This window comes from Flexivirga oryzae (assembly GCF_014190805.1).
Classification (GTDB): domain Bacteria; phylum Actinomycetota; class Actinomycetes; order Actinomycetales; family Dermatophilaceae; genus Flexivirga; species Flexivirga oryzae.
In genome coordinates this window covers 2,255,845-2,281,559 of sequence record NZ_JACHVQ010000001.1, presented here as the reverse complement: position 1 = coordinate 2,281,559, position 25,715 = coordinate 2,255,845, and the positions used below count along the sequence as shown (strand labels likewise).

Here is a 25,715-nt window from a genome sequence, read left to right as displayed (position 1 = left end):
ACTGCGCTTCCGGTAGATCTGCATTTGGCAGGACGACACGAGGTCGGCAGGGTGGGTCACTCGCGGCTACTAGCACGTACGGTCGTGTGTCGGTCCAAGTCCCGTCCTCGGGCGGAATGCCTAGTTGCTTCTTCTGAGTAGGCGGCGAAACCGCGTCCAGAATCGCCTGCGGTTCGCCGGTACTTCGGTGACCGTTTCAAGCTCGTTCATGTCAAGGAGCACTTCGTTGACGTCGTAGCGGTCGATGGCACGCCGGTCACGCGTTCGGTTGGCGGCGATCTGTTCGTCGGTAAACTGGTAGGACCATCGGATTCGGCCGCGGTCAACGATGTAGTGCGACTTGCACGGCAACGCCCAGTTCCCGACCGACGGGTGGAGTGACACGTCACGCCCGTTGTAGGTCAATGACCAGTGCGGCGGCGACAGCGGGGTGATGACCTCCTCTCCGCAGCCACACGCGCATAGGTGAGCGCACGTAGTGAACTCGATCGACACGTAAAGCACGCCCGGCCTGAGCGTTGTCGGGAAGGTCTCGACGAAGCTCGGCTCGAGGTGATGCACCGTCATGCCGCGCTCACCGGCCCATCTCCGCGATCGTCCTCCTGGTCATCGGAGTCATCGGACTCGTCCGCGGTCTCGTTGGTGATGTGGTTGGTGAACATCGAGTACGTCGCGAATTCCTCACCGGTGCCGTCGGCGTAGAACCCGAGGTGCCGCTTCCACCGTCCGATGGCTAGCATCGCGTTGAGCGCGTTGAGATCTGCCACCTGGATGTTGCGGCTGTAGTCGTCGCGTTCCTCAGCTGACTTCGGGATGCGCGACAGGGCACGCTCCACACCTTCGCCGGGGTCGGCGAACACCATCCGGAGTAGTCCTGACAGCTTTGAGTCGATTTCCTCAACACCCATGCCGACGTCGACGAACGGCGTGCCGCGCTGCAGAAGGTACGCGGCGATGGCCGGTTTCATCGTGGCGTCGTCCATCGCGAGGAACACGAACGTCGCTCCGTCGAGCAGGTCGAGGTTCTCATCGGTGATGTATGTCTGCTCCGTCGTGATGTTCGTGTGCATGGGTCCGTACATCGCGTAGAAGTACGCGACCTTCGAGGGTCGCTCACGCAGCTGCTCGATCGAAGCGGCGCCGGGTGCCCGGAACGCGTTGTGGTTGTCGAACACGTCCCCGTCGATGAGCAAGATGCTCGCCACCGGGGTCTTGGCGACCTGGTCGAGGATGTACGCGCCGGTCCCACCGAGACCGATGATGACGATCCGCTCGTCGCGGAACAGGCGCGACAGGATGGACAGCCCCGCCCGGGAGGTCGCCGTATCGCGGTACCGGAACGGCAGGTCTTCCTCGACCTCCTGCCAGGCGGCTCCCGGCGTCGAAGTGACTTCGGAGTCCAGCGCCATCGCCGGGTGCGCCAGCATGCGGACGTACGCCGTCACCTTCGCATACTGGTCCGGGTACCCGTTCGCCGGCTTGCTCGAGAGCATGAAGGACGCGGCGGGCAGGTCCGGAAAGATGTCACGCGTCTCGGGAGTCGCGAAGGTGAGGGGTTGCCCGTGCTCGTTACACGGAATCGACCCCCCGAACCAGATCCGGTGGTCAGTGTCCATGACGACCCGATCACCGCTGACGGTGACCGGGTAGGCGAGGAACCCGTGCGCAACCACCGTCTCGGTGGTCACGTACGGGACCTGCTTCACGACCAGGTGGCCGCCGATGATGTTGACGTCGTATCCGTCGTCGAGGAGACGACGGACGTCTTCGTCACGAGCGAGAGGTGCGGTAGACATCGAACACCATCTTGTTCTTGACCTTGACGCTGTGGTTCGGAGTCAGCGAGCCCTCGTGCTTCTCGTCGTGCCCCCGCGTGAACGAGACCGTGACCTCCTCACCCTCACCGACCGGCTGGCCCGGGTAGGCCAGCTCGACGACCTCTTCGTAGGAGATCGTCTTCTCCGCCCACTCGTGCGGGCGGGTGTTCACGATGATCTTCACGGTCCGGTCTTGGTGCTCGTGACCGGGCTTCTCTGCTTCGGGAGCCTCCATGGCGCCCTCCTGTCTGTCGGTCTTGCTCGGACCGCGCCACTTGTGACGCAGTGCTCGAAAAATCGAGCAGTGCTAATGTAGCACGCGTGACCGACATGTCGAGCAGTGCAAGTTTTTTGGAGCAAAGTTGAGCGCCGGGCCCACGGTCAACGTGAAGTCGCTGCACGCGGCATTAGACGCAGCTCGGGAGCAGCAGGACCTGTCCTGGCGACAGCTGGCTAAGCAGCTCGGCGTCAGCGCGTCGACGATCTCGAGGATGGCGCAAGGGTTGCGGCCCGACGTGTCCGCGTTCGTCGCCATGACGACGTGGCTGCGAATGCCTGCGGAGAACTTCTACATTGGCGTCGAAGAGACGAACAACGAGCCAGACCTTGTCGCATCATTGAGCCCACACCTCCGGGCACGAAGTGACCTGACCGAGAAGGATGTCTCCTACCTTGAAGACGTCATCGCAGCAGCCGCCAAACGGTTCAAGTCCGAGCGCGAAGAAGCCTCGGGGTAAACGCGGCTGGACCCAGGCCAAGATGCGTGCGGTCGCCGAAGAGGAGCGCAGCGACCTCGGGCTGGATAAGCACGACCCTTTCGATCCGTACGCGCTCGCCGAAGCGCATGGCATCCCGGTGTACTCCCTGACCCAGCTTCTCGAATTCGATCTTGGGCCCGAGGCCTACAGTCACTTTCATTCCACCAGTTCCAAGTCGTGGTCGGCCGCTCTGATGCCGCTCGGAGCCGCCCGCATCATCGTTGAGAACGACGCGCACTCGCCCGTGCGGCGCCGGAGCAACATTGCGCACGAACTCGGACACCACCTGCTTGAGCACTCATTTGAGAACGTCGTCCTCGGCGAGGATCACAAGCGTCAGTTCGACCCCACCATGGAGAAGCAGGCGCTGTTCGTCTCTGGGCAGCTCCTAATCCCCGATGGCGCTGCCCGTAAGGCCGCCTATGCGAGCTGGGACAACGCGCGAGTCGCCGAAGCCTTCGACGTCAGCGAGCAGTTCGCCCAAATGCGAATGGCGGGACCTCGAGTCGTAGCCGATCGCGCGTCTCGGAAGTTCGGCTTCGGGCGAAGCCGCTAGGTCGCCACAAGCTGAGGGTGAGAATGCCAGGCGTCATCGCCCTTGCAGGTCGCCCGACCAGAGCACGGTCCGCGCCCGTCCCCAGATATGCAATGTCGAACTCTGTCGGACGAGCTCCCGTGCGTGGAACGGCGCCGAATTTCAGAGAGAGTCGTCGAGGCCTCGCTACGTCATTCTGGGCTACTAGGCAGCAACTTTCGGACGATGGTGGTCGTCCTTAGGAATCACAGCCATGCCGAACCACTGACCAAGTCTTGACCAGGTCTGCGGAATGTTGTTGGCACGGTTCGTACAGATCTCTGACCGTAGTCGGCGACGAACCGTTCGTCTCCGCAGTGGAGGACAGCGCACGTCATCCCGGCCGCGATCTGCCGGACGATCGAACTGAGGCGACGGGACGGGCCGGCGGTCTGTCGACCAAGATGTCGACCCGATCATCGACGAGGACCACGGCAACGCGACCATCAGGTTGTCTTGTGCGCGAGTCACATGAGGTGTTACGCCGTTGGAATGAGGACCATGAGCCGATCGACGTCGGCAGGGTCAACGCGAAGTACGCGACGTCCGCTGCGGTAGGCGGGCAGTTGACCGGCGGCGATTCTGCGACGCAGGGTTCGGATGCTCAGGCCGGTCCGCTCAGCCGCGTCGGCCAGCGTCTCGAACTGGCGGCGGGGTGTTGTGGGGGTAGGCATAATGTTCTCCTTTCAAGTTACGTAAGGACAGATCGCGCCTCTGGCGGTCACACGCGAGGATGGAGATTTGTGGGCATGTGGTCGACGGCCTCGTGGACCGTCAATGGCTACTCGCATCGCGCCGAATACCTCGGCCCATAGGCGCAGCGGTCACCGGTCCAACCAACGAGTGACAACCCAACCAGTGCAAGGGCGCACCAAACGAATACGATCCCATCGTGTCCGGTCATTCACCATTTCGTGCGGAAGCGCTGCGTGACGCACGGGTGAACGCTGGTTTGACCCAGCATCAGCTGGCCAACCGGATTGGCGTTGCTGGGGGAGAGCGGGTGTCCCGCTGGGAGCTGGGTACGTCCACGCCGACGCCGGCGATCCTCAGCAAGCTCGCGAAGGTTCTCGGGGTCCGGATTGCGGACCTACTTGCGGATGCCGACGGGCCAGCCGATTTGCGGCTGCTGCGGCTGGAGGCCGGCTACGGCTCGCGAGAGACTGCGCGTCGCGCGCACTTGGCGGCCGCGACATATATCCGGTGGGAGGCAGGGGCCTTCAGTAGGATGCCGGCTGACGCGGAACTGACGCCGCTGGCCCGTGTGCTCGACGTCCGCCTGAAGGTATTACGTGACGCGCTAGAAGAGTCTCGGCGGCGGCGCGAGGTTTAGCTGCCCGAAGAGTTCATGTCGATCGTCCAGAGCGCGGCTGTCGTCGAGTTGTCCAGCAGCATCGGTTGGCTGGTCACGTTGACGGCCGTCCACTCTGTATCAGTGCCTCGCAGGCGGATCGACCGTGTGACCGCGCCGTCGACCAGGCGGTTGAGATTGTGCACCACTTCGGCATCGTCTGGATGGAAGATGTCGATGCCCGGCACGGCCCAGTCGATCGACGAGGGCGGTGAATCGACCCACTGGATGATGCGGCCGGTGCGGACATCGACTATCGCGCGATGAGTGCCCGATTCGGCGGCAGCGTCCAGAACTCGACGCTCAAGGACCGCGAGGTGCGGTGCCTGCGGGACGTCGTCCGCGGGGCCGATGTCGTGGGTGATGCCGTGTAGGACGATCTGTGGGCCGTCCTGGGTATCGTGCGCCAACGCCCGGCAGGAAAAATGGGCTGCGCGCCGAGCGCCGTCGTCGCAGACGACTGTCCAGATTGCCTGGTGTTCGGTGCCGGGCACGGACTGCACGATCTTGGCCAACGCTTCGGAGGCATCCGGTCCGGCAGTAAGTCGAGTGAAGGCCTCACCCATGGCTCGCTTGGTGCGCCGCTGCTCCATGGGTTGGCGGTACAGGTCGAGCAGCTCATCGGATCCGGCCACTTCGAAGCTGCTGAGATTGAAATACCACGCGCCGGCGATGTCATGTGGGACGGCTGGCCCAGCGTCGCCCGGGCCTCCCAGCCATAGCCAGGCGCCGTTCACCTGGCCGTCGTAGGCGCTGAGCGGATGAGCCAGACACCGGCGGCCGGCGGAAGTGGTCACATCGTATGGCTGCGCGGCCGCAGTGACGTGCTCGAGAGCCCTGTGCGCCATGGCCAGGGACGTCCGGCTACGGGCAAAAAACTTGTCCAACGGCACCATGCTCCGCGGCCTGGAGCCAAGGCCGACCAGCGTCGGTGGCTTGAGGCCGAACGTCTCGACAAGACACCATTCAGGCCCGGACATCGCTGCACCCCCAACGTCAGATACGCGGAAGTCGAGTGTAACGACCAGCGGCGCGCGCAAGCAGCGCCGCAACCCGGGAATCCGGCCCGGCGTAAATGATGCGCGAGCCGCGTTGCTGGCCGCGCACGACAGCGCGAGCGATGTCGTCAGCCGACGACCGTGCGACACGGCGGTCGAAGCTGGCCACCCGTTCCGTTGGATTCTCGTTCTCGGCGAAGCTGCCGTTGCGCAGGATGTCGGTATGCACGCCGCCGATGAGAGCTGTACTGACGCGGACCCCAGCGCCTTCCTGATCCAGCTCGTTGGCCAGGGTGCGGGTAAACCCATAGACACCCGCCTTACTTGCGACATAAGACGCGTGCCGGGGGACCGCGATGCTTTCGATCGCGCTGGACGCGGTCACGATGCTGGAGCCACGTTCGAGGTACGGCAGGCATGCGTGCACGGTGGCGATGGTGCCGATCAGGTTTATGTCGATGACTCGCACCAAGTCCTCGAAGGTGCTCTGGCGCACCGTTCCCGTATGCATAACGCCCGCGAAGGTAAAGACACAGTCAAGAGCCGGTGCTTTTTCAACCCAATTTGCGAGGTCGTGTCGGTAGTCCGTGGCCGTGACGTCCAACGGCGCGACCACTGCTTGACACGGCAGCTCTGCGGCTAGTACATCGAGCGAATTCCTATCTGTGTCAACGAGAATCAAGGACTCATAGGTGCCGGCGAGACATCGCGCAATGGCGCTGCCGATGCCCCCGCTCGCGCCGGTGATGAGGGCACTACGAGGCTCTGCGCGCATAGCGCGATCGAACCTGTGCGGAGTAAAATTTCGCTGCCGCTCACGCAGGTGAGATCGGCTCTGCGCCTGATGTTTCGGCCGGAGTCCTGAGCTAAAAAAGTGGTGCCTCACGGGCACTGCATAGCACGGCGTTCCCCTCTCGGGGAAGGCGCCGGAGGGACTAGAGCATGCCGTCGAGCAGCTGGCGCGCACTCCAGGGGGAGGGCGCTGCATCAGCAATCCAGGACGCCATCCGCATTCCACGGTGGGCAGGCTGCTACCCGCACATCGTCATCCAGGTTCTGCGGCAGATCGCCGTGGACGACGTCTTGGTGGTTCGCAGCGACGACGACCAGGTCTGCGTGGCGGTGCCGTTGCAGCCTGATCTTGCGGACCAGCTCACGCAACTCGCCCGAACGTGGCGGCGCGAGGGCGAAACCTTCGAACTGCGGTTGGGGCCCGCGTCCGACGCAGAACTCCACGAGTGGAACGACCTGATCCTTGCGGCGGAGCACGCCGAGGTGCTGGCCGAGCGTCTTCGGCACGCATCCCGGGTGACTATTCGACGGCCGGCGCATCGTGCTCAGGCAGGGTGAAGAGGCGGCGGAACCCATGATGCCGCGCGGAAGGGAGGCTCTGGTGGCGCAAGAGCGACACGAGGTTGTGGACGAGCACCTTCCAAAAGTCATAATGCACTAGTGTAAGTGCATCGATTTGAGCCAACGTGACCGCCAGGACCCCTCAAACGGACCTTCTGGCAGACGAGACAACAAGGAGACCGACATGACGAAGGCGATGCGGATGGCAGGCGCGACCCTGGCAATGGGGAGCGTGCTGTTGGCCTCTGCGTGTGGGAGTAGCGACGGCGGCAAGGCGCCATCGACTACCGCAACGCCGTCTCCCGGCACCAAGTCGTCAATGCCCCCTCCGAAGCCGGCTAGGTCGTCCACAACAACGAGCACTGACCCATTGGCGAAGAAGAAGGCAGCGGCCATCGCGGCGGTGGTTGCGTTTTGGAAGAAGGTCGACGCCCTCGAGGCCAACCCGAAGGGCGACTTGACCAGTTTGGATCTCGTCGCGCGCGGCCAGCAGCTCGCGCAATGGCAGTACAACATCGGTGCCGAACGGCAGCGGGGCGAAACAGGAAAGGGCTCCTTCCGGGTTCTGCACCCGGTGGCGTCGAGCACCTCCGATCCCGCGACTTATCGCGTGAATGCGTGCCTTGACGGAACCAACTTCCACTTGGTGAAGAAGTCCGGCAAGCCTGTGTCGAAACCGTCAGGTGCGCCTCACCGCGTGAACTACGGGTATGGCGTCACGCAGGATCCCAAGACGTCCAAGTGGTACGTGACCACAGAGAAGGTCCTCGGGACATGCTGACGCGCACACGTGCCGGTGCACTTGCAGCTGGAGTCTTGGTTGCGTTCGTCGGACTCGCGACCCCAGCTGCGCACGCTGCCGGGGGAGTGAAGTGCCCGCCTGGGAGCGTGTGGGATCCCACCTCACAGACCTGCGTGATCCGCGTCGTGGTTCCACCGACGCAGCCGCCGAACCCAGGTCCGCCGACGCCTACCCCGCCAGGCAAGAAGCCGCCCAAAAAGGGGAAGGGAAAGTGCGAGAGCAGCGTGACTGGCAAGGAAGTTCCGTGCTCCAAGGGCGATGCGTGGTGGTCGCCGTCGAAGCAGTGCTACGTGAGCGTTGCCAAGCCGCAACCGGCGAAGTCTGACCCCGCGTGGCAGGGGCACAAAGACGGCACGATCTACCAATGCGACCTGATTACGTCGCGGTTCTTCTTCTGGTCTGCGACGCAGCCGGATGGGCCGAAGGCACCGCCTGACCCGGTGCAGTTGGCGCGCGAAGCGGTGGCCGCCATGCAGTTGAAGGCGATCACGATCGGGATCGTCCCGGGTAACGAGCCGGGCAAGGTCGGGCTGGTCGGGCTGCCGCAATGGATGTGGGTGAAGAATCCGACTCCGAATACTTTCGGGCCGATCACCAAGAGCGCCTCCGCAGCCGGATACACCGTGACAGCGATCGGCAAGGTCGACCGGGTCGTGTGGAACATGGGCGACGGTCAGACCATCACCTGCGATGGTCCGGGCACGCCGTACACCGCAGCGACAGGCAAGGCGAAGTCCCCGACGTGCGGGCACAACGAATACACCAAGCAGGGCAGCTACACGGTGACGGCGACGAGCTACTGGACGATCACCTGGTCTGGCATCGGTCAGACCGGCACGATCCCGGTCACCACGGCCCGCAGAACGACCATTCGAATCGGCGAGGCCCAAGTGCTCACGCAGTGAGCGGTATCCAACGGAACACGGACTGACTGGGGAGACAGCAGCCATGGCAATTGCACCAACAGACGAGCAGCGCAGCGCACGCCGCCGCGACCGGGGGAAGAAGGATCCCGAGGACGCGATCGGACCCGCGGCCTCGAGTGACACCGTGGCGCCGCCGCCGAAGATGCGCCGGCGACCACTGCTTATCGCCGCATCGGTGGCTGCGGTCTGTTTGGGAGCGTTGCTGGGCGTGATGGCTTTCACGTCGATGAACTCCGCGAAGGAAGTCCTCGCGGTGCGATCGACGGTGCACCGTGGCGAGGTGATCACTCGTGGTGACGTGATGATCGTCCGCGTGGGAGTGGACCCCGGGCTGAAGCCGCTGCCAGCATCCGAACTGAACAATGTGGTCGGAAAACGCGCGGCGATGGACATCGCCGCCGGCGGGCTGGTCACCGGTGACGAGATCACCTCGAGCGTGGTGCCGGGTGCAGGCGAGAGCGAGGTCGGGATCAGCCTGGCGCCCGGTGCTCTTCCGGCCAACGGGCTGGAGAACGGCGACGATGTCCGGATCGTGCTGACACCTGGCCAGCAGGGGCAGTACAAGGCCGACTCGACACCCACGGACGTCGCCGCGATCGTGGTCGGGGTCTCGAACGGCGGCTCGAACGGGCAGAAAGTGGTGGACGTGTTGGTCCCCAAGGACCAGGCGCCCGACGTGGCATCGATGGCTGCCACTGGAAAGGTCGCTCTCGTCCTGGACTCGCGAGAACACTGAGCCATGGCGATCATCGTTCTCACCTCAGCCTCGGGATCGCCCGGCGTGACGGCTACTGCCCTTGGCCTGACGCTGACCTGGCCCCGTCCAGCTGTGCTGGTCGAGGCAGACCCGACTGGCGGCAGTGGACTCCTGGCGGGCTACTTCCACGGTGAGGTCGCCCACTCTGGCGGTCTCATCGACTTGGCGGTGGCGCACCGCGAAGGCAACCTGGCGCAGTCCCTGTGGTCTCAGATGGTGCCCATCCCGGGTTCGAACGCGCTGCTGCTTCCCGGGGTCCGCAGCCACGCTCAAGCGCGCAGCCTGACGACGTTGTGGGGCCCCCTCACGAGCGCACTACGCGGGCTGGAGCGCAACGGTCAGGACGTCATCGTCGACGCGGGCCGACTCGGCCCGGAAGGCGCGCCGGGGCCCTTGATGATGGGCGCAGATCTGGCGTTGCTGACGATGCGGACAACCCTGCCGGCGCTATCGGGTGCCAGGTCCTGGGCCGAGTCACTGCGCGAGGAGTTCGAGAAGATCGGTTCTTTGCCCCGGCTGGGCACCCTGCTGATCGGGGAGGGGCAGCCATACGGCGCGCGAGAAGTTCGCAAGGTCCTCGGACTGCCCGTCGTAGAGAGCGTTCCGTGGGATACCGCTGGCGCCTCCGTGTTCTCCACCGGCGCTAACCGACCGCGCAAGTTCGACAACTCCGGCCTGGTGCGCGGCTTGCGCGCGACCGGGGCAGCGATCCAGGCAGCGATCGAAAGCAACCGCGCCGACCTTGAGGTCACCAAGAATGTAGGGAACCCCGCATGACCCAGTCGAACCCCTGGGTGTCCGATCCGGATGACCCGACAGACCCCACCTCCTTGCCGCTGTTCGCCGGCGACGACGGCGCGGACACGGATAAGCCGAAGACCGGCCGGGTGCGGTCATCGTTCTCGCTGGGAGAGGAGTCGCATGACCGCCCCGGCTACATTCACGCAGTCGACCAACCACGATCGGATGATGACTCGACCGATGCCGGTCGAGGGCGTCAAGCAGGCAGATCGGCACGACGACGCAAGACCGGCGCGAACGCGCACGACGGCATCGACTGGGGGCTGGTCGCGGCATTCCGGAGCCAGGCATCAGAACAGCTCAGTGCAGCGATCGGCAAGGACCGCACGCTCGATGAGCAAGCCCAGGAGGAACTCGGCCGCTCGATCATCCTTGAGCTGCTGGAGAGCGAGGCCGCTGAGGCTGTCTCGGCCGGGCGCCAGTCGTGGTCCCTGGAACAGCAGGACGACATGGCTGAGGCGATCTTCAACGCGCTCTTCCGGCTGGGCCGTTTCCAGCCGCTGGTCGACGACGAGACCGTGGAGAACATCGAGGCCTATGGTCACGATCACGTGCTGTTGCTGCACAGCGACGGCCGGATCGAACAGGGCCCACCGGTCGCAGAGAGCGACGAGGAGCTGATCGAGTTCCTCACGTTCCTCGGCAGCAAATCCGGCAGCGGGCGACCCTTCTCCGAGGCGCAACCCCGGCTGCACATCAACCTGCCTGGAGGAGCGCGGCTTGCCGCAGCCTGCTGGAGCACCAACCGGCCGACGGTGGTGATCCGCAGGCACCGCGTGCGCGATACGGACCTGCGTGAGTTGGCCGCGACCGGGATGCTCAGCGACCTGCAAGCCGATTTCCTCGAAGCAGCCGTCAAGGCCCGCCTCAACATCATCGTCGCCGGCCCGCAGGGCGCAGGAAAGACAACCATGGTGCGCGGATTGTGTGCGTCGATCGATCCCTGGGAGAAGATCGGCACCTTCGAGACGGAGTACGAGCTCTTCCTGGATGAGATGCCCCGGCACAAGCGGGTCATCGCTTTCGAGTCGCGTCCGGGGTCGGGGGAGGTGGGCATCAACGGCCGGCAGGCCGGCGAAGTGACCCTCGACGAGCTGCTCATCGACAGCTTCCGGTTCATGCTCGGACGCACGATCGTGGGCGAGGTCCGTGGCCCGGAGATCCTGTCGATGATCAAAGCGATGCAGTCGACCGCCGGGTCCATCAGCACCACCCACGCGGCCAACGCGAAAGCCGCGATCAGGAAGCTGGTTACCTGCGCGATGGAAGCAGGTGCGCACATCTCCGACGGGTACGCGGTGAGCGCGGTGGCCGGACACATCGACCTGATCGTGCAGCTGCACTACCAGCCCGGTGCCCAGGAGGGGACCGACCAGGAAAAGCGGCCGCAGCGATGGATCTCTGAGATCGTCTCGGTCGAGCCTGGGGAGGAAGCCACCGGGTATGCGACCCAGCATGTGTTCCGGCCGAAATTTGGCGGGCCGGCGGTCGCCAGCGTGTTGCCGGAACACATCCGAGGGGTGTTGGAAGAGCACGGATTCGATACTCGCGCCTTCGAGAACGAGCGCCGGATCCATGGAGGCGAAAGCTCATGACCGCCCTGGTCCCTGGCCTGGCCGGTGCGCTCATCGTGGCCGGCGTGCTGGGCGCTGTGCTGGGTGTGCGGCCCGCGCCGGAGAAGCCACCTGCACCAGCCTGGACGCACCTCCCCTTGGTGGCACGGCTGGGTCAAATCTCCCCTAGAACCCGGGTGCTATTGCTGGTCGGGGCTGGTGCAGGTCTCATCGTGGCGGTCGTCACGGGATGGTTCATCGCGATCCTCGCGGTGCCCGCGATCATCGTCGGACTTCCGATGCTGCTGACTGCACCTCGAGCGGCTTCCGAAATCGAGCGGCTCGAAGCGATGGAGGAGTGGACCCGATCACTGTCCGGGGTGCTCACGGCCGGTGTCGGCCTCGAGCAGGCATTGATCGCAACGTTGCGGTCGACGCCGGACGCCATACGCCCGGAGGTGACCCGGCTGGTCGCTCGCCTCGGTGCCCGGTGGGGTACTGAAGACGCCCTGCGGGCATTCGCCGAGGACCTCGACGACGCCACCGGCGACTTGGTGGCCGCCAACCTGATTCTCGGGGCTCGGCGCCGCGGGCGTGGCCTGGCCAACGTGTTGGAATCACTGGCCGAGTCGGTGGCTGCCGATGTGCGGGCCCGCCGGCAGATCGAGGCCGACCGCGCCAAGCCTCGCGCGACAGCCCGCTGGATCACCTTGATCACCGTCGGGGTGCTGGCGTTCCTGGCACTCACGGGACGCTACGTCGCGCCGTACGGATCACCCTTGGGTCAGGTGCTGCTGGTCGTGCTGTTGAGCGCCTACGTCGCCACCTTGATCTGGATGCGCACGATGACCCGCGGCGCAGCTCTCCCTCGCTTCATCGGGATGCAGACTGGGGGAGGGAAAGCATGATCACGGGACTGCAACTGGCGCTGGTCGGTGGTGGATTCATTGGCCTCGGCATTGCGTTGCTGGTGTGGCGGCTGGTGCCTGCTCAACCTGACCTCGGGGACGCCCTGGGACGTCTGTCCCCGGACCAGCCGCGTCGCGTCCGTGATCGTGCCGAGACGACCGCGCAGCCGGCGGACACGCGTGAGCGGGTCGGGCAGTGGGCGCTCAAGACGTTCCCGCCCGGCGCGTGGGCCCGCACCCCACACAGGGAGCTGGCGCTGCTGCGGATTCCGCTGACGCGCTTCTACGGCGAGAAGGTGCTGTTCGCCCTCTTCGGCCTGGTCGTCCCGCCGTTGTTGACGAGCTTCTTCGCGGTGATCGGACTGCGGCTGCCGTTCGTCATCCCGGTCGTCGCGACGCTCGTGTTCGCCGGGGTGATGTTCTTCCTGCCCGACTACAACGCACGCGACGACGCCAAGAAGGCCCGCGACGAATTCAACCGGGCGCTGGGTGCATACATCGATCTTGTTGCGCTGGAACGCAACTCAGGGTCGGGGGCCCGGCAGGCGATGGAAGTTGCGGCGGGTGTCGGCGACAGCTGGGTGTTCCGCAGGCTCAGCGAAGAACTCACCCGATCACGATGGTCAGGCGAGGCGCCCTGGGAAGCCATCCGGGCGCTGGGGCACGAGCTCGGCTTGACCGAACTGGAGGACCTGGCCGACATCATGCGGCTGTCCGGGGAAGAAGGCACCCAGATCTACACCCAGCTGCGCGCCCGATCGGCCTCGATGCGGACCGCGATGCTCAACTCCGAACTCGCCAAGGCCAACGAAGTCGGCGAACGGATGAGCATCCCCATGAGCTTGCTCGGGGTGATCTTCATGGCTCTGCTGATCGCGCCGGCGCTGCTGCGAGTAGTCGGAGGTGGCAGTTGATCGGACCTATTTCCCCGCCACACCAGACCAACCGAACTGAACCGTCACCAACCGGGCCACCGGCCACTAACTAGAAGAAAGGCACAACCATGATTCAGCTCATCGCCGCCATGCACACTCTCGGCGCACGCATGCAGAACAGCCTCGACCATGCCCGCACCACCATGCGTGACAACCGGGAGGAGGGCTCGGTCTCGATCGAGTCCGTCGTCTGGGCGGTTGCCGTGATCGTGATCGCCGGCATCGCCGTGGCAGCCATTACCGCCTACGTCCGCAGCAAGTCCGGCGACATCAAGTAGACGGACCGGACAGACCAATGACCAGGATCGTCACGCTGTTCCGCACCCGACTCGTCCACCGAGTCGGGGCGGAACACGAACGCGGCTCGAGCTCCATCCAGATGATCGTGCTCCTGCCTGCGCTCTTCACTGTGATGTTCCTGGGCATGCAAGCCGCACTCTGGTTCCATGCACGGTCCGTCGCGATCGCCGCGGCACAAGAGGGGGCACGCACCGCCGGTGCGCAGAACGGGACCGCGGCGGCCGGGATCAGCGATGCTGCCTCTTTCGTCAGCGACGCCGGTGGCAGCGATGTCCTCGCCGGCGTCCACGTCAGCGGCGGCCGCTCCGGAAACCGGGCAACGGTCACCGTCAGTGGCACCTCGATGAGCATCATCCCTGGCTGGACCATCACGGTGCACCAAAGCGCCACGGTCCCGGTGGAAAGGCTCACCCGATGAGCTGGCCACGCAACCGTCGCGACCCGGAGGAGGGCTCGGCCGCCATCGAGGCCGCCATCGCAGTGCCAGCGTTCATGCTCTTCGTGCTGCTGGTGATCTTCGGTGGCCGGGTCGCCATGGCGCACCAGGCGGTGCAGTCAGCAGCGGCCGAAGCCGCCCGGACAGCAACACTGGAACGGACCGAAGGAGCCGCGCAAGGCAGCGGCGCCAGTGGTGCGGCGGCAAGCCTGACATCACAAGGCCTGCACTGCATCTCGCAACACGTCGACGTCGACGCCTCCGGTTTTACCGCTCCCGTGGGGACACCGGCCACCATCCGGGCGACGGTTCGCTGCACTGTCGACCTGTCGGACGTGTCCGTGCCTGGTGTTCCGGGGTCGATGACCATCACCGAGACGATGACCAGCCCGCTCGACACATACCGGGAGCGATGATGCAGAACGGCAAGAAGCAGCATCAGGAACTCGACCGCGAACGCGGTTCGGTAACCATCTTCATGGCCGCGGCGGCCTTCGTGATGATCGTGCTCGTCGGGCTGGCCGTCGACCTCGGCGGGCAGGTCGCCGCTCAGCAACGCGCCCGGGATGTAGCTGGCCAGGCCGCACGTGCAGGCGGCGAGCAGGTCCTCGGCGGGCCCGCTGTCGAAGGCCAGGGCGCCCAGATCGACACCAACGCAGCGGCAGCCGCTGCCCGCAGCTACCTGGCATCGGCCGGAGTAGACGGCACGGTTGCGGTTACGAGCAACGACACCTTGGTGGTGACGACCTCGCAGAACTACCAGACCAAGTTCCTGTCGGTCATGGGGATCGGGAGCCTGCACGTCACCGGCCACAGCAGCGCGCGTCTGATCCGCGCGCAGAATGGAGTAGCCCGATGAGAGGCATCCGCGCCCGGCTCGCCGGGCTGTTCGCCACCTTGCTGGTCCTGGGCATCATCATCGGGCTGCCCCTGGTGCTGCTTGCCGTGGGAGCCAACCCGGCGCACCTGTCGGTGCCGACGCTCGACGGCATCAAGACCGCGTTGACCAACCCCGACGACGGCACCCTCGCCCTGTCAGCCGTCAAAGTCATCGCCTGGGTGGCATGGGCGTTCCTCACGGTATCGCTCGTGCTGGAGATCTTCGCCCGCGCCAGAGGAGTCCGAGCACCGCAGCTGCCCGGTCTGCACATGCCGCAGTCGGCCGCCAAGGGCATGGTCGGCATGGCCATCCTGCTGTTCACTGCCTCGCCCGTCACCGCTCAGCTGGCCAACGCCGTCCCGCTGCCCGCGTCGCAGAACGTGACGGCCTCCTCTATCGCCCACCCCGGCAGCAAGTCCGCCCCGGAGACCAAGGACACGAGCCACGGCCAGCAGGCCACCAAACTGGCAGCCACCCACGCGGTCAAACACACGGTGCAGCCCGGAGAAACTCTGTGGTCCATCGCCCGAGACCACTTGGGTTCGGGCGAGCGATACACCGAGATCGCCGCGTTGAATCACGACGTGCTGGGCAACAAGCCAGGCTTCTTGAAACCCGGCTGGACCCTCCACCTGCCGGCACCCGCGGGGCAGACGTCAACCGGCGAGCACACCGTGACCGTGCAGGCCGGGCAAACCTTGTCCGGGATCGCGCAGAAGCAGCTCGGCGACGCCAACCGATACCCCGAGATCGAAGCGGCCTCGAAGGCGATCGTGCAGCCGGGCGGCACCCACCTGACCAACCCCAACCACATGGGCACTGGATGGACGCTGGTCATCCCGGGCTCGACGAGCAGCGACCGCGTCAAGCCGGCGATCACCAAACACCCGACGCCAAAGCGTGCGCCCGCACCGAAACGCAGTGCGCCGAAACACAGTGCCCCGGCGACACCACCTGCGGTTCCTGCTCCTACCCAACGGGCGCCCGCGCCGAAGGCCACGCACGAAACCCCAGCGCCGTCGCAAACACACAGCACGCCGACGCCGGCACAGTCCGCGGAAGAGCAGACCGTGCCGCACGACGTCCAGCTGGACCAACAGCATGCGAGCAGCGCGCCCTGGATGCTGACCGGGCTCACAGGCGCCGGCGCGATCCTGGCGGGGTCGGCGTGGCTCACGCTGCGCCGGCGTCGTCGCACCCAGTTCCGAGCCCGCCGTCCGGGGCGAACGATCGCCGTACCGGAGCCCGAGCTGGCACCGGTCGAGAAGACCATCACCGCTGTCGGTGCGACGTTGGCCCTCGCAGTCGAGCAGATGGACACGCTGCTGCGGAGTCTGGCGGCCCACGCCACAGACGCCGGGCTGGCGCTTCCACCGGTCGCCGCGGTTGAACTCGGCACCACACAGATCGTGCTGCACCTGAGCAGCCCGAGCTCCCTGCCCGAGCCATGGGAAGGCACCGACGATCAGCTGCACTGGGTGTGCCCGGCTGAGGGCCTTGCCGGTGTGCCCGCCGACCTGGACCAGGACCAGCCGGCGCCCTACCCGCTCCTGGTCACCATCGGTTCCAGCGACGACGACCACGTGTGGCTGCTCAACTGCGAGGACCTCGCCGCGATCAACCTGACCGGAGACGCCACCTACGCGCACGACTTCGCCCGGTATCTCGCGGCAGAACTCGCGCTGAACCCGTGGTCGGCCGGCGTCACGGTCGACTGCATCGGCGTTGCCACCGAAGTCGCCGGGTTGAACCCCGAGCGGGTCCGCTACCACGACGCGTCCGGTGACGCTGCCGCCGAGGCCGTCGCCGAGGCCGTCGCCGATGCAGTGGCGATGATCGACCGCGCCGAAGCGCAACAGGTCGACGTGGCAACCGGCCGCGGCAGCAAAACCGACGACGATGTGTGGCCCGCCCGGCTTCTGCTGGTTGACGCCGACCGGACTGCGGATCGGAAGGTCGTCGACCAGCTGCTCGACCTGGTCGAGCAGCACAGCGGAAAGACCGGCACCGCGATCGTCGTGTCAGCCACGCAGAGCGAAGAACCCCCGACTGGAACCGTACTCAACCTCAGCTCCACCGGGCGGCTGACGATGCCGCGCGCCGGTCTGGACCTGGTAGCCGTCGGACTCACCGCCGACGAGGCCAAGGGCTGCGCCACACTGTTCGCGAACAGCGAGCTCCTCGACGACATCGAGATCCCGGTCGACCTGGACGCCACCGACGGGTGGCGGTCGTTCACCAATGAGGCCGGCGCGCTGCGCGAAGAACACACCAAGCCACGCGAGGACCGCGACGACGAGACGACCGAGAGCGTGCTGGCTGCCGAGGACGCCGACTACGTCGCTGCGGCCGCGACGACCAAAGAGGACCTGAAAGCTCTGGCCCCGCAAGTCCCGGCCAAGGTCCGAGCAGACATAGAGGCGGCCGACCCAACCCTCGATGACGACGTCACCGCCTGGTTCAACGACGAATGCCCGCTGCCACGACTAACTCTGCTCGGGCCGATCCGGGCACGAACGCACGGCTCCGCCGTGGCCGTGGCCAAGCGCAAGCCATACGCCACCGAGCTGCTCGCGTACCTGGCAACCCGGCCCTACGGTGCGACACCGGCGCAACTCGCCGATGCGTTCAACCTCACCGAAGGCCGGGCCCGTAGCGACATCAAGATGGTGCGCGATTGGCTGGGAGTGAACCCATGCACCGGCAACAAGCACCTGCCCAACGCGCGCGAATCCGCAGCGGCCAAATGCCAGGGAATCGGGGTGTACCAGGTGGAGGACATCCTGGTCGACATCGACCTGTTCCGCAGGCTGCGCGCTCGAGGAGAGGCCCGCTGCGGAGGCGAGGGAATCGCCGATCTACTGCGCGCCCTCCAACTGGTTGACGGGCGCCCCTTCGACCAGATGCGCCCCGGCGGCGGAGAGTGGCTGGCGGGCGGCGACCGGATCGATCACCACATGAACGCCGCCATCGTCGACGTCGCGCACATGGTCACGACGGCCTGCTTGGAATCCGGAGATCTTGTCCGTGCCCGGGCGGCCGCCGAGATCGCTACCGCCGTCGCGCCCGACTCCGAAATCGCCAAGCTCGACCTGGTTGCCGTGTTCGAGGCCGAAGGCCACCGAGCCGACGCCGAGCGGATCCTGCGCGACGAAGTCTGCAACCGGTCAGAAGATGGTGGGGCACCCGTAGAGCTCTCCGAGCGGACCGAGACGATCATTCGTAACCACGAGTGGCTCAACCCAGACCGGGCCGCCAGCTGATGGCATCCCACACCTGACAGTGCTGGTCGACGCCGAGAGTGACGGTCGCCGATGACAATCGGACGGGTGATCGCCCTCGCCGGGATCGTGATGATGGTCGTAGCGGGCTGCCAGCAGTCGGCAGGTGCGGAAGGTTCTTCGACGACGCGAAGGAACGTACCGACGAATGCCCGAGTCGATGTCTTGGCCATCGCTCCGGTCGACGGTGGCACGTTCCGCGCCGACGGCGACGGGCGGCAGCAGCGCGTTCGCATCATGGGGATCATTCATTAGGCAAGCCGCCGTCGGGATCAAGTCTGTCGGTGCCGCAAGACGCCCCCCGTCCCGGTTGCGGAGCCGGACGGCCCCTGCGGGACGACGATCGTCCGCTCACGGCGGGATTGGGCTGTGGCGTGCAGCGTCACCGGATGTGGAACGGCTATCGGGCACGCTTGCTTCCTGGAACGAGAAGGCAAGCCGTTCAGCCAGACGGCACGCTCGCGGTTGCCCGATAGATCTCGAGTTCGGAGCAGCTATCAAGCGGAGTGGTGTGTTCGCTCGGCTTAAGTGTCACCGTGTGTCTGGGAATCACGACCTTGCCGGCGCTGTCGGTGACGTAAACCGTTGCGGATAGCGGAGGGGTGTCGGTTATCTCCGCGCCGGAAATGTGAGCGCCGCCCGAGGACTTCACCGGAGCGCTGCGGCACCCGTGATGGATACAGACATGCGCCGTGAGCCAGCCCAGCGCGTCGGAATGGTCGGTGATCAGAATCGTGACCTTGCCGGTTGTTGCCCACTCTGGCGCGCAGGCGGTCTCGGGCGGCGAGCCGCATCCAGATATCAGCATGATCGCGGCGACCGCGGTGCACGATGCCGCACCCGGCTGCCCGTAACGCCGCGCCGCCGCAGTGAATCTCCCCATTCGACTCCCCCCGAGTAGTGCCATCGACCTGGCGTCGCCCGCCATCGATATCGCAAGTCTCCTGCTAACGGCCGCGGCCCGCCGCTGTTACTGCGGATCCGGTCCTCGATCGGCCAATGACGACGGTGTTCCGCAACTGACGCGCCCGCCTCGGAAGTAGGTCACGACGCACCCAGTGCGCCGTCCTGCCTCCCGTGAGGGTCCGGAACGGCGAGACTGCTCTCGTGAGTTTCTTCCCGACTGGTTCCTCGGCGGTGAACCCCGAGTCGGGCCCGGCCAAAGTGTCCACACGCACGCTCCGGGCGGCCATCGAGGACGCGCTTATCTACTCCTTCACCAGGACGAACCTGGAGCTGGTGCTTGCCGAGGAACTCCAACTCACCTGGACCAACGACGCCTGCGACCCGTCCGAGGCCGACACCAAGCGAGCGCTCATCGACGGCTACATCCATCCCTGGCCGCTTCCCCAGCTCGTGGCGTTCGCCCGTCGGCTGGACGCTGAGGTCGAGATCTCGGAGACCTACCTGGTTGATCTGCGCCGCTACATCGACGCCTACGACCGAGGCGGCGGGGTCGAGGGGCCGACGAAGAACCTCATCTTCGCCGCGAACGGACCCAAGCCCGACATCGTGCTGCAAGACGCCGTGAGCAACGACATCGAGATCGTTGCGAACGCCGAGCACTGCCTGGTCTACGAGCAGCCCATCCCCGCAGAAGGCATGCGGTTCTCCCACCTCATCCGGTGGTGGCGGGCTCGTGAAGGACTTCCCGAGACTCTGTTCGATGACCGAGCCGTCGGCCACGAGCTGCATCGGCGTCTGGCGGCATCGTTGGATAGCGAGGCGGAAAGGGTGGTCTTTGAGGCCTACGCCGGCCGCTACAAGGCCTCGTACGACATCCCGGCGCTCATCCCGCAGGTCTACCTGCACTACGACCCCTACGATCAGCGCACCCGACGGGGCCTGTCCAGCGGCCTGCCGCTTGCTCGTCAGCGATTGGACTTCCTCCTGCTGTTCAGCGACCGCCAGCGGGTGGTCATCGAAGTGGACGGCAAGCAGCACTACGCCCAGGGAGACCAGGCCAACCCAGCGCTGTACTCCGAGATGGTCGCCGAGGACCGCCGCCTCCGACTGGCCGGGTACGAGGTCTACCGCTTCGGCGGCTACGAGCTCACCCAGAAGCAGAACAGCGCGGCGATGGTTCAGAACTTCTTCACTCAGCTCGCTGAACGGATGAAGTAGCACCTCGGGCGCGTCCCTAACCAGCGTTGCCATCGGTATTCGGGGGGTTGGTTGTCGCGAGATCTCGCGAGGCGCTTGCTGAAGGGTCGGGCTCTGCCCGTTGCCCGAGTCGGTCACATCCCGTGGCTCGACCGGGCCCACCCTGGAGGTGCGCAATGAGCGCCCTGCTTGTCGGGTACGCCCGATGCTCTACCGATCAGCAAGACCTCACCGCTCAGCGTGATGGTCTCCTCGCCCTTGGCGTCGAGGCCGAGCGCATCTACGTCGACCATGGCCTGACGGGCACCAACCGCGAGCGTCCCCGGCTACGGGAGGCTCTGGCTGCGTGCCGCGCGGGCGACACGCTCGTGGTCACTAAGCTCGATCGGCTCGCGCGCTCGCTACCGGATGCTCGAGCGATCGCCGACGAACTCACCGCGCGGGAGATTAGCCTCAGCCTGGGAGGCTCGGTCTACGACCCGACCGACGCGGTCGGCAAACTGCTGTTCAACGTTCTCGCGATGGTGGCCGAGTTCGAGTCTGACCTGATCCGGCTGCGCACGGTGGAGGGAATGAAGGTCGCGAAGGCCAAGGGCCGGCTAAAGGGCAAGCAACCGAAGCTCAGCCGCAAGCAGGAAGCGCACCTGGTCTCGCTGGTGCACAGCGGCGAGTACAGCACCCTTGAGGTCGCCGAGCTCTTCGGCGTTGGCCGGTCCACCGTCTACCGCGCGATCCAGCGCCAGCGGCTGGCAGCCAAGGCAGGAGTCGCAGACGCATCGGCGCGTCGCTGACCTCACCTGACGTCGGCGTCCCGTAGCCGACACCCACGCGGGACGCCGACAAGCGAAGCCCTCTGGGAGCCAGCCAGCGAGTGCGGCGTCCCGACGGCCGTTCGCTGATCGGGCGGCGTCCCCGGGGCAGGGGAGTCCGCGCGGGGCCTTCCCGGTTGCGGGCGCCGCTCACCGGTCTCAATCTTCCCGTGTTCATCACCCACCTACGTGAATCCTCGTTCCCTGAGGTGGGAGAACCAACCTGGCAGCCCTCGTGGTCTGGGAGCCCGGACAGCTCAATCGGATGACGTGAGGCCCCGGATGTTCGCACCGGGCGGTTGCCTTGCAGTCCGCTCACGCAACCACCTAGTGGTGCCAGCAGCTATGCCCCGCGACTTGGGCGTCTGGTGCACGGGGACCACGATCAGCGAAGCCTCACCCTCCAGGGACCACTTGATGGCGTGATAGACCGCTGACAGCGATTCGGTGCTGTCCACGGCGACCAGCCCGGGCGCCACAAGCCGAGCCTCGTGCCACGGCCCCTCCAGGTCAGGCAGGTCCTCCGAGGTCCAAGCGAGATACACAGTCATGCCTTCATCTTTCATGACATGTACGGATTCTTCTTGGCGTGATGCCTCCGCGCCCGCGCGGCAGCCTGACGGCACACCGGCCGCCCGCACCCAGCTCATGTCTGCTCGAGCCGCCGCGAGAGGTAGGGCGCGGTCGCGCTGCCCTCGGCCCTCGCGATGTCGGCCGGCGTGCCGGTCGCGACAACCCGACCGCCGGCATCTCCTCCGCCCGGACCGAGATCGATGACCCAGTCCGCGGTGGCGATCGCGTCGAGGTCGTGCTCGACGAGGACCACCGTGTTGCCGGCGTCGACGAGCCGGTGCAGCTGGCGCAGCAGCAGAGCGATGTCTGCGGGGTGGAGTCCGGAGGTCGGCTCGTCGAGCAGGTAGAGGGCATGGCCGCGGTGAGCGCGCTGGAGCTCGGTGGCGAGCTTGATGCGCTGTGCCTCCCCGCCGCTGAGCTCGGTCGCCGGCTGTCCAAGTCGCAGGTAGCCCAGACCCACCTCGCGAAGCGTCTGGAGGCTGCGTGCGGCGGCCGGTACGTCGGCCAGGAACGTGGCGGCGTCGTCGACGGACAGGTCGAGGACCTCCGCGATGCTCTTGCCGCGGTAGGTGATCTGGAGCGTCTCGGGGTTGTAGCGATCGCCGTGGCACGTCGGGCAGGGAGCGTAGGTGCCAGGCAGGAACAGTAGCTCGACGGAGACGAATCCCTCGCCCTGACAGGTCTCGCAGCGGCCCCCGGCGACGTTGAAGGAGAAGCGGCCGGCGCCGTAGCCGCGGGCCCGGGCCGCGTCCGTGGCGGCGTACAACTTCCGCACGGCATCGAACATCCCCGTGTAGGTCGCGAGGTTGGACCGCGGCGTCCGGCCGATCGGGCGCTGATCGACCAATAGCAGTCGGTCAAACGACTCACGAGCAGTCGGGTCCTCGGCCAGGACCTGGGTGACCAGGGTCGACTTGCCGGACCCGGACACCCCGGTGACGGTGGTCAGCACGCACAGCGGGATGTCGACAGACAGGTCGCGCAGGTTGTGGCGATGTGCGCCGGTCAGTCGCAGCCAGCCCTGCGGGGCCCGCGCATCGTGCACGAGCCGCTCAGCGCGACCGAACAGGTAGGCGCTGGTGACCGACTCAGTCACGTCCTCCAGGCCCGCGACCGGGCCGCTGTGAAGCACTCGACCTCCGGCCTCGCCCGCACCCGGGCCGATATCGACGACCCAATCTGCTCGTCGTACGACGTCGAGGTCGTGCTCCACGACGAACAGTGTGTTGCCGGACGCCTTGAGGCGGTCCAGGACATCCAGCAGCGGCTCCGCGTCGGCCGGGTGCAGGCCGGCGAAGGGCTCGTCCAGGACGTAGACGACTCCGAACAGGCCCGAGCGCAGCTGGGTGGCGATCCGCAGGCGCTGCGCCTCTCCGGGCGACAGCGTCGTCGAGCTCCGTCCCAGGCTGAGATAACCCAGGCGCAGATCGAGGAGCACCTCGACGCGCGTGACCAGGTCAGTGCAGATCCGCGCCGCGACCTCGTCGGCACCCGCGGGCCGCTCAGCGACCGGACGCAGCAGAGCCACCAGCGCTGTGAAGGGCAGGTCGTTGACCTCGGCGATCGAACGCCCGAGAAAGGTCACCGCGAGGGCCTCGGGCCGTAGTCCACTGCCCTGGCAGTCCGGGCAGGGCGCTTCCTCCACGAACCGCATGGCCCGCTCGCGCATCCGCTCGCTCGTGGAGTCGGCCAGCACGTGCATGACGTGGCTGCGCGCGCTCCAGAACTTCCCGTAGTAGCCGTGGTCGACGCGACCTGGTTCCGGCTCGATGAGCACCGAGGGCTGCTCGTCGGTGAACAGCAGCCAGTCGCGGTCCCGCTTCCTGAGACTGTGCCACGGCTTGTCGACGTCGATGCCGAGCCCCATCACGATGCTGCGCAGGTTGGCGCCCTGCCACGCGCCCGGCCAGGCGGCGATCGCCCCTTCACGGATGCTCAGTGACGGGTCCGGGACAAGCAGCTCCTCGGTGACGTCGTGGACGACGCCCAGGCCGTGGCAGCGCGGGCACGCGCCCGCGCTGGTGTTGGGCGAGAACGCCTCGGCCGCGAGGTGATCGGCACCAGCCGGGTAATCGCCGGCCCGCGAGTAGAGGATCCGCAGCAGGTTGGACAGCGTGGTGATGGTGCCGACCGACGAGCGTGAGGTGGCCGCGCCCCGGCGCTGCTGAAGTGCGACCGCAGGCGGCAGGCCGGTGATCTCTTGGACGTGCGGGGCACCGACCTGCTGCAGCAGCCGGCGCGCGTAGGGCGCGACCGACTCGAAGTAGCGGCGCTGCGCCTCGGCGTACAGCGTTCCGAAGGCCAGCGACGACTTCCCCGAACCAGAGATCCCGGTGAACGCCACCATCACGTTGCGAGGAATGTCCACGTCAATGTTGCGCAGGTTGTTCTCATTGGCACCGCGGAGACGCACAAAGCCATCGGTCGCATCGGTGGTCACGTGCTGCCCCTGTCGGTCGCTCTCGGTTTGCTCTACAACGAAGTATCGCGTTCCCCGAAGAGTGCTTGAGACTCCCACGGCGAACTGGGCCCGCCCTCCGAAGCCCACTGTGAGTTGGCGTACGCGAGCATCAAGGTCGGCGAGTGGGTGAGGAGCACCGTATGCGTGACGATGATCTCGGCAATGCGGATGAGCAAGCAGCCGACGACACAGCAGATCGGTCGGTCGGAACGCTGGAGTTGTTCTTCGACCTGGTCTTCGTCTACGCGATGTCGCAGGTCACTGTCCTGATGCTCGCGGACATCTCCTGGGCGGGGTTCGGCCGCGGGATTCTGGCGCTCGCTGCTGTGTGGTGGGCGTGGGCCTGCTACGCCTGGCTGACGAACACTTCCGACCACGACGGACCCGAGCCTCGCCTGCTGCTCTTTCTCGCGATGGCGGCCATGCTGATGGCCGCGGTCGCGCTGCCGCAGGCGTTCGGCGCGCGGGCGCTGGTCTTTGCGCTTGCATTCCTGGCGGTCCGACTGATCCACGTCGTGCTGCTGGCTCTTGACGTGCGGGGCGAGGCGGACGTGGGTTCGGCCGCGCTGCGACTGGTCCCCACCCTGCTCGCCGGCCCGGCAGTGCTGGTGGCCGCGGCGTTCTTCGACACGCCAGAACGAGAGTTGCTGTGGATCGTGGCCGCGGTGATGGATCTGTCGGGGCCGGTCCTGGTCGGGACCACCGGTTGGAGCGTGACACCTTCCTACTTCGTGGAGCGGCACGGGCTGATCATCATCATCGCGCTGGGTGAGGCGATCGTCGGGGTAGGCGCTGGCGCCGAAGCCGCTCTTCCGCGCCCGAGTGTGGTGACGGCCGTCCTCCTCGCCGTGCTGATCGCGGCCGGTCTGTGGTGGTCCTACTTCGGTTATCTGCGCGGCGGTGCCGAACGACGGCTGCGCGGCACCACTGATCGGGAGCGGTCAAGGCTCGCGCGCGACTCCTACAGCTACCTGCATCTGCCGCTCGTGGCCGGGGTGGTGTTCTTCGCTCTCGGGGTGCACGAAGCAGTCGCGGCACCGGGGCAACCACCCCCCATGTTGCCGGCCGTCGCCCTGGCCGGTGGCGTCGCGATGTTCTACGTCGGCGACGTCGCCTACCGATGGCGCGATCACCACCAGCTCGCCACCGGTCGCCTGGTGGCCGCAGTGGGGGCTGCTTCGCTGATCCCGGTCGCGATGGTGGCGCCTGCTTTGGCGGCGCTCGCCGGGCTAACCCTCGTCTGCGTGCTGCACACCAGCTGGGAACTCTGGCACCACCCGGCGATCGGCCCGGTCGACGACTCCTGATCGTCCAGTGCCATCGCCGCGCAGACTCTCGC

At 66.3% G+C, this 25,715-nt stretch carries 28 protein-coding genes; 20 read left to right on the top strand and 8 right to left on the bottom strand.

The window, feature by feature from the left end; translation table 11 throughout:
- Positions 1-120: 120 nt before the first annotated feature.
- From FHU39_RS10770 to FHU39_RS10760, 3 genes are read right to left on the bottom strand one after another with little or no spacing between them, the layout of a single operon-like run.
- Complete coding sequence (locus tag FHU39_RS10770) at positions 121-567, bottom strand: ubiquitination-like system serine protease family protein (protein ID WP_183320332.1); 447 nt, start codon at positions 565-567, stop codon at positions 121-123.
- Positions 564-1,796: a ThiF family adenylyltransferase gene (locus FHU39_RS10765; protein ID WP_183320331.1), complete on the bottom strand. Its 1,233-nt coding sequence runs from the start codon at positions 1,794-1,796 to the stop codon at positions 564-566. The genes FHU39_RS10770 and FHU39_RS10765 overlap by 4 nt, the downstream gene beginning before the upstream one ends.
- On the bottom strand, positions 1,771-2,052 hold the full coding sequence (locus FHU39_RS10760; RefSeq protein ID WP_183320330.1) for a multiubiquitin domain-containing protein: 282 nt from the start codon (positions 2,050-2,052) through the stop codon (positions 1,771-1,773). Before FHU39_RS10760 ends, FHU39_RS10765 begins: the two co-directional genes overlap by 26 nt.
- A 127-nt stretch (positions 2,053-2,179) precedes the next feature.
- On the opposite strand from FHU39_RS10760, the gene FHU39_RS10755 reads away from it, so the two are divergent.
- Together FHU39_RS10755 and FHU39_RS10750 are read left to right on the top strand one after the other, a co-directional pair.
- On the top strand, positions 2,180-2,554 hold the full coding sequence (locus FHU39_RS10755; protein ID WP_183320329.1) for a helix-turn-helix domain-containing protein: 375 nt from the start codon (positions 2,180-2,182) through the stop codon (positions 2,552-2,554).
- A 22-nt stretch (positions 2,555-2,576) separates the two neighbouring features.
- Entirely contained in the window at positions 2,577-3,131 is a 555-nt protein-coding gene (locus tag FHU39_RS10750) for an ImmA/IrrE family metallo-endopeptidase (protein ID WP_221185230.1), read from the top strand.
- A gap of 497 nt (positions 3,132-3,628) precedes the next feature.
- Here the strand turns inward: FHU39_RS10750 and FHU39_RS10745 are convergent, their stop codons facing one another.
- Complete coding sequence (locus FHU39_RS10745; protein ID WP_183320327.1) at positions 3,629-3,823, bottom strand: helix-turn-helix domain-containing protein; 195 nt, start codon at positions 3,821-3,823, stop codon at positions 3,629-3,631.
- A 218-nt stretch (positions 3,824-4,041) separates the two neighbouring features.
- On the opposite strand from FHU39_RS10745, the gene FHU39_RS10740 reads away from it, so the two are divergent.
- Entirely contained in the window at positions 4,042-4,482 is a 441-nt protein-coding gene (locus tag FHU39_RS10740; protein ID WP_183320326.1) for a helix-turn-helix domain-containing protein, read from the top strand.
- On the opposite strand, the gene FHU39_RS10735 is transcribed toward FHU39_RS10740, so the two are convergent.
- Both FHU39_RS10735 and FHU39_RS10730 read right to left on the bottom strand, forming a co-directional pair.
- Positions 4,479-5,480, bottom strand: coding sequence for a GAF domain-containing protein (locus FHU39_RS10735; protein WP_183320325.1), 1,002 nt, complete (start codon positions 5,478-5,480; stop codon positions 4,479-4,481). The genes FHU39_RS10740 and FHU39_RS10735 overlap by 4 nt on opposite strands.
- Before the next feature lie 16 nt (positions 5,481-5,496).
- Entirely contained in the window at positions 5,497-6,273 is a 777-nt protein-coding gene (locus FHU39_RS10730; RefSeq protein WP_183320324.1) for an SDR family NAD(P)-dependent oxidoreductase, read from the bottom strand.
- A 167-nt stretch (positions 6,274-6,440) separates the two neighbouring features.
- Between FHU39_RS10730 and FHU39_RS10725 the strand changes: the two genes are divergently transcribed.
- The 14 genes from FHU39_RS10725 to FHU39_RS10660 all read left to right on the top strand — a co-directional run bounded on the left by FHU39_RS10725 (position 6,441) and on the right by FHU39_RS10660 (position 18,685).
- A complete protein-coding gene (locus FHU39_RS10725; RefSeq protein ID WP_183320323.1) occupies positions 6,441-6,848 on the top strand; it encodes a hypothetical protein in 408 nt (135 codons plus the stop codon).
- A 187-nt stretch (positions 6,849-7,035) separates the two neighbouring features.
- On the top strand, positions 7,036-7,632 hold the full coding sequence (locus FHU39_RS10720) for a hypothetical protein (RefSeq protein ID WP_183320322.1): 597 nt from the start codon (positions 7,036-7,038) through the stop codon (positions 7,630-7,632).
- 107 nt (positions 7,633-7,739) lie between these two features.
- Positions 7,740-8,558: a hypothetical protein gene (locus FHU39_RS10715; protein ID WP_183320321.1), complete on the top strand. Its 819-nt coding sequence runs from the start codon at positions 7,740-7,742 to the stop codon at positions 8,556-8,558.
- Positions 8,559-8,601: 43 nt separating this feature from the next.
- Positions 8,602-9,315 (top strand): SAF domain-containing protein, encoded by a 714-nt coding sequence (locus tag FHU39_RS10710; RefSeq protein ID WP_221185229.1) that lies wholly within the window; start codon positions 8,602-8,604, stop codon positions 9,313-9,315.
- A gap of 3 nt (positions 9,316-9,318) precedes the next feature.
- On the top strand, positions 9,319-10,113 hold the full coding sequence (locus FHU39_RS10705; protein WP_183320320.1) for a hypothetical protein: 795 nt from the start codon (positions 9,319-9,321) through the stop codon (positions 10,111-10,113).
- Positions 10,110-11,732 (top strand): TadA family conjugal transfer-associated ATPase, encoded by a 1,623-nt coding sequence (locus FHU39_RS10700; protein ID WP_183320319.1) that lies wholly within the window; start codon positions 10,110-10,112, stop codon positions 11,730-11,732. The genes FHU39_RS10705 and FHU39_RS10700 overlap by 4 nt, the downstream gene beginning before the upstream one ends.
- Positions 11,729-12,598 (top strand): type II secretion system F family protein, encoded by an 870-nt coding sequence (locus tag FHU39_RS10695; RefSeq protein ID WP_183320318.1) that lies wholly within the window; start codon positions 11,729-11,731, stop codon positions 12,596-12,598. The genes FHU39_RS10700 and FHU39_RS10695 overlap by 4 nt, the downstream gene beginning before the upstream one ends.
- Positions 12,595-13,512 carry a type II secretion system F family protein gene (locus FHU39_RS10690; protein WP_183320317.1) on the top strand — a complete coding sequence of 306 codons (918 nt, stop codon included), beginning with the start codon at positions 12,595-12,597 and terminating at the stop codon, positions 13,510-13,512. The genes FHU39_RS10695 and FHU39_RS10690 overlap by 4 nt, the downstream gene beginning before the upstream one ends.
- Before the next feature lie 89 nt (positions 13,513-13,601).
- On the top strand, positions 13,602-13,811 hold the full coding sequence (locus FHU39_RS10685) for a hypothetical protein (RefSeq protein WP_183320316.1): 210 nt from the start codon (positions 13,602-13,604) through the stop codon (positions 13,809-13,811).
- Positions 13,812-13,828: 17 nt separating this feature from the next.
- The gene (locus tag FHU39_RS10680) at positions 13,829-14,251 is read left to right on the top strand and encodes a TadE family protein (protein WP_183320315.1); all 423 of its coding nucleotides are present in this window, start codon (positions 13,829-13,831) and stop codon (positions 14,249-14,251) included.
- The gene (locus FHU39_RS10675) at positions 14,248-14,685 is read left to right on the top strand and encodes a TadE family protein (protein WP_183320314.1); all 438 of its coding nucleotides are present in this window, start codon (positions 14,248-14,250) and stop codon (positions 14,683-14,685) included. The genes FHU39_RS10680 and FHU39_RS10675 overlap by 4 nt, the downstream gene beginning before the upstream one ends.
- On the top strand, positions 14,682-15,128 hold the full coding sequence (locus FHU39_RS10670; RefSeq protein ID WP_246336211.1) for a TadE/TadG family type IV pilus assembly protein: 447 nt from the start codon (positions 14,682-14,684) through the stop codon (positions 15,126-15,128). Before FHU39_RS10675 ends, FHU39_RS10670 begins: the two co-directional genes overlap by 4 nt.
- A complete protein-coding gene (locus FHU39_RS10665) occupies positions 15,125-18,412 on the top strand; it encodes a LysM peptidoglycan-binding domain-containing protein (RefSeq protein WP_183320313.1) in 3,288 nt (1,095 codons plus the stop codon). The genes FHU39_RS10670 and FHU39_RS10665 overlap by 4 nt, the downstream gene beginning before the upstream one ends.
- 66 nt (positions 18,413-18,478) lie before the next feature.
- A complete protein-coding gene (locus tag FHU39_RS10660; protein ID WP_183320312.1) occupies positions 18,479-18,685 on the top strand; it encodes a hypothetical protein in 207 nt (68 codons plus the stop codon).
- 187 nt (positions 18,686-18,872) lie between these two features.
- On the opposite strand, the gene FHU39_RS10655 is transcribed toward FHU39_RS10660, so the two are convergent.
- Positions 18,873-19,313, bottom strand: coding sequence for a hypothetical protein (locus tag FHU39_RS10655; protein WP_183320311.1), 441 nt, complete (start codon positions 19,311-19,313; stop codon positions 18,873-18,875).
- A 224-nt stretch (positions 19,314-19,537) separates the two neighbouring features.
- On the opposite strand from FHU39_RS10655, the gene FHU39_RS10650 reads away from it, so the two are divergent.
- Both FHU39_RS10650 and FHU39_RS10645 read left to right on the top strand, forming a co-directional pair.
- Entirely contained in the window at positions 19,538-20,554 is a 1,017-nt protein-coding gene (locus FHU39_RS10650) for a hypothetical protein (protein WP_183320310.1), read from the top strand.
- Positions 20,555-20,709: 155 nt separating this feature from the next.
- On the top strand, positions 20,710-21,324 hold the full coding sequence (locus FHU39_RS10645; RefSeq protein WP_183320309.1) for a recombinase family protein: 615 nt from the start codon (positions 20,710-20,712) through the stop codon (positions 21,322-21,324).
- 664 nt (positions 21,325-21,988) lie between these two features.
- Here FHU39_RS10645 and FHU39_RS10640 read toward each other — a convergent pair.
- On the bottom strand, positions 21,989-24,355 hold the full coding sequence (locus FHU39_RS10640; protein WP_183320308.1) for an ATP-binding cassette domain-containing protein: 2,367 nt from the start codon (positions 24,353-24,355) through the stop codon (positions 21,989-21,991).
- 161 nt (positions 24,356-24,516) lie between these two features.
- On the opposite strand from FHU39_RS10640, the gene FHU39_RS10635 reads away from it, so the two are divergent.
- Positions 24,517-25,683, top strand: coding sequence for a low temperature requirement protein A (locus FHU39_RS10635; RefSeq protein ID WP_183320307.1), 1,167 nt, complete (start codon positions 24,517-24,519; stop codon positions 25,681-25,683).
- The last annotated feature ends 32 nt before the right edge of the window (positions 25,684-25,715 follow it).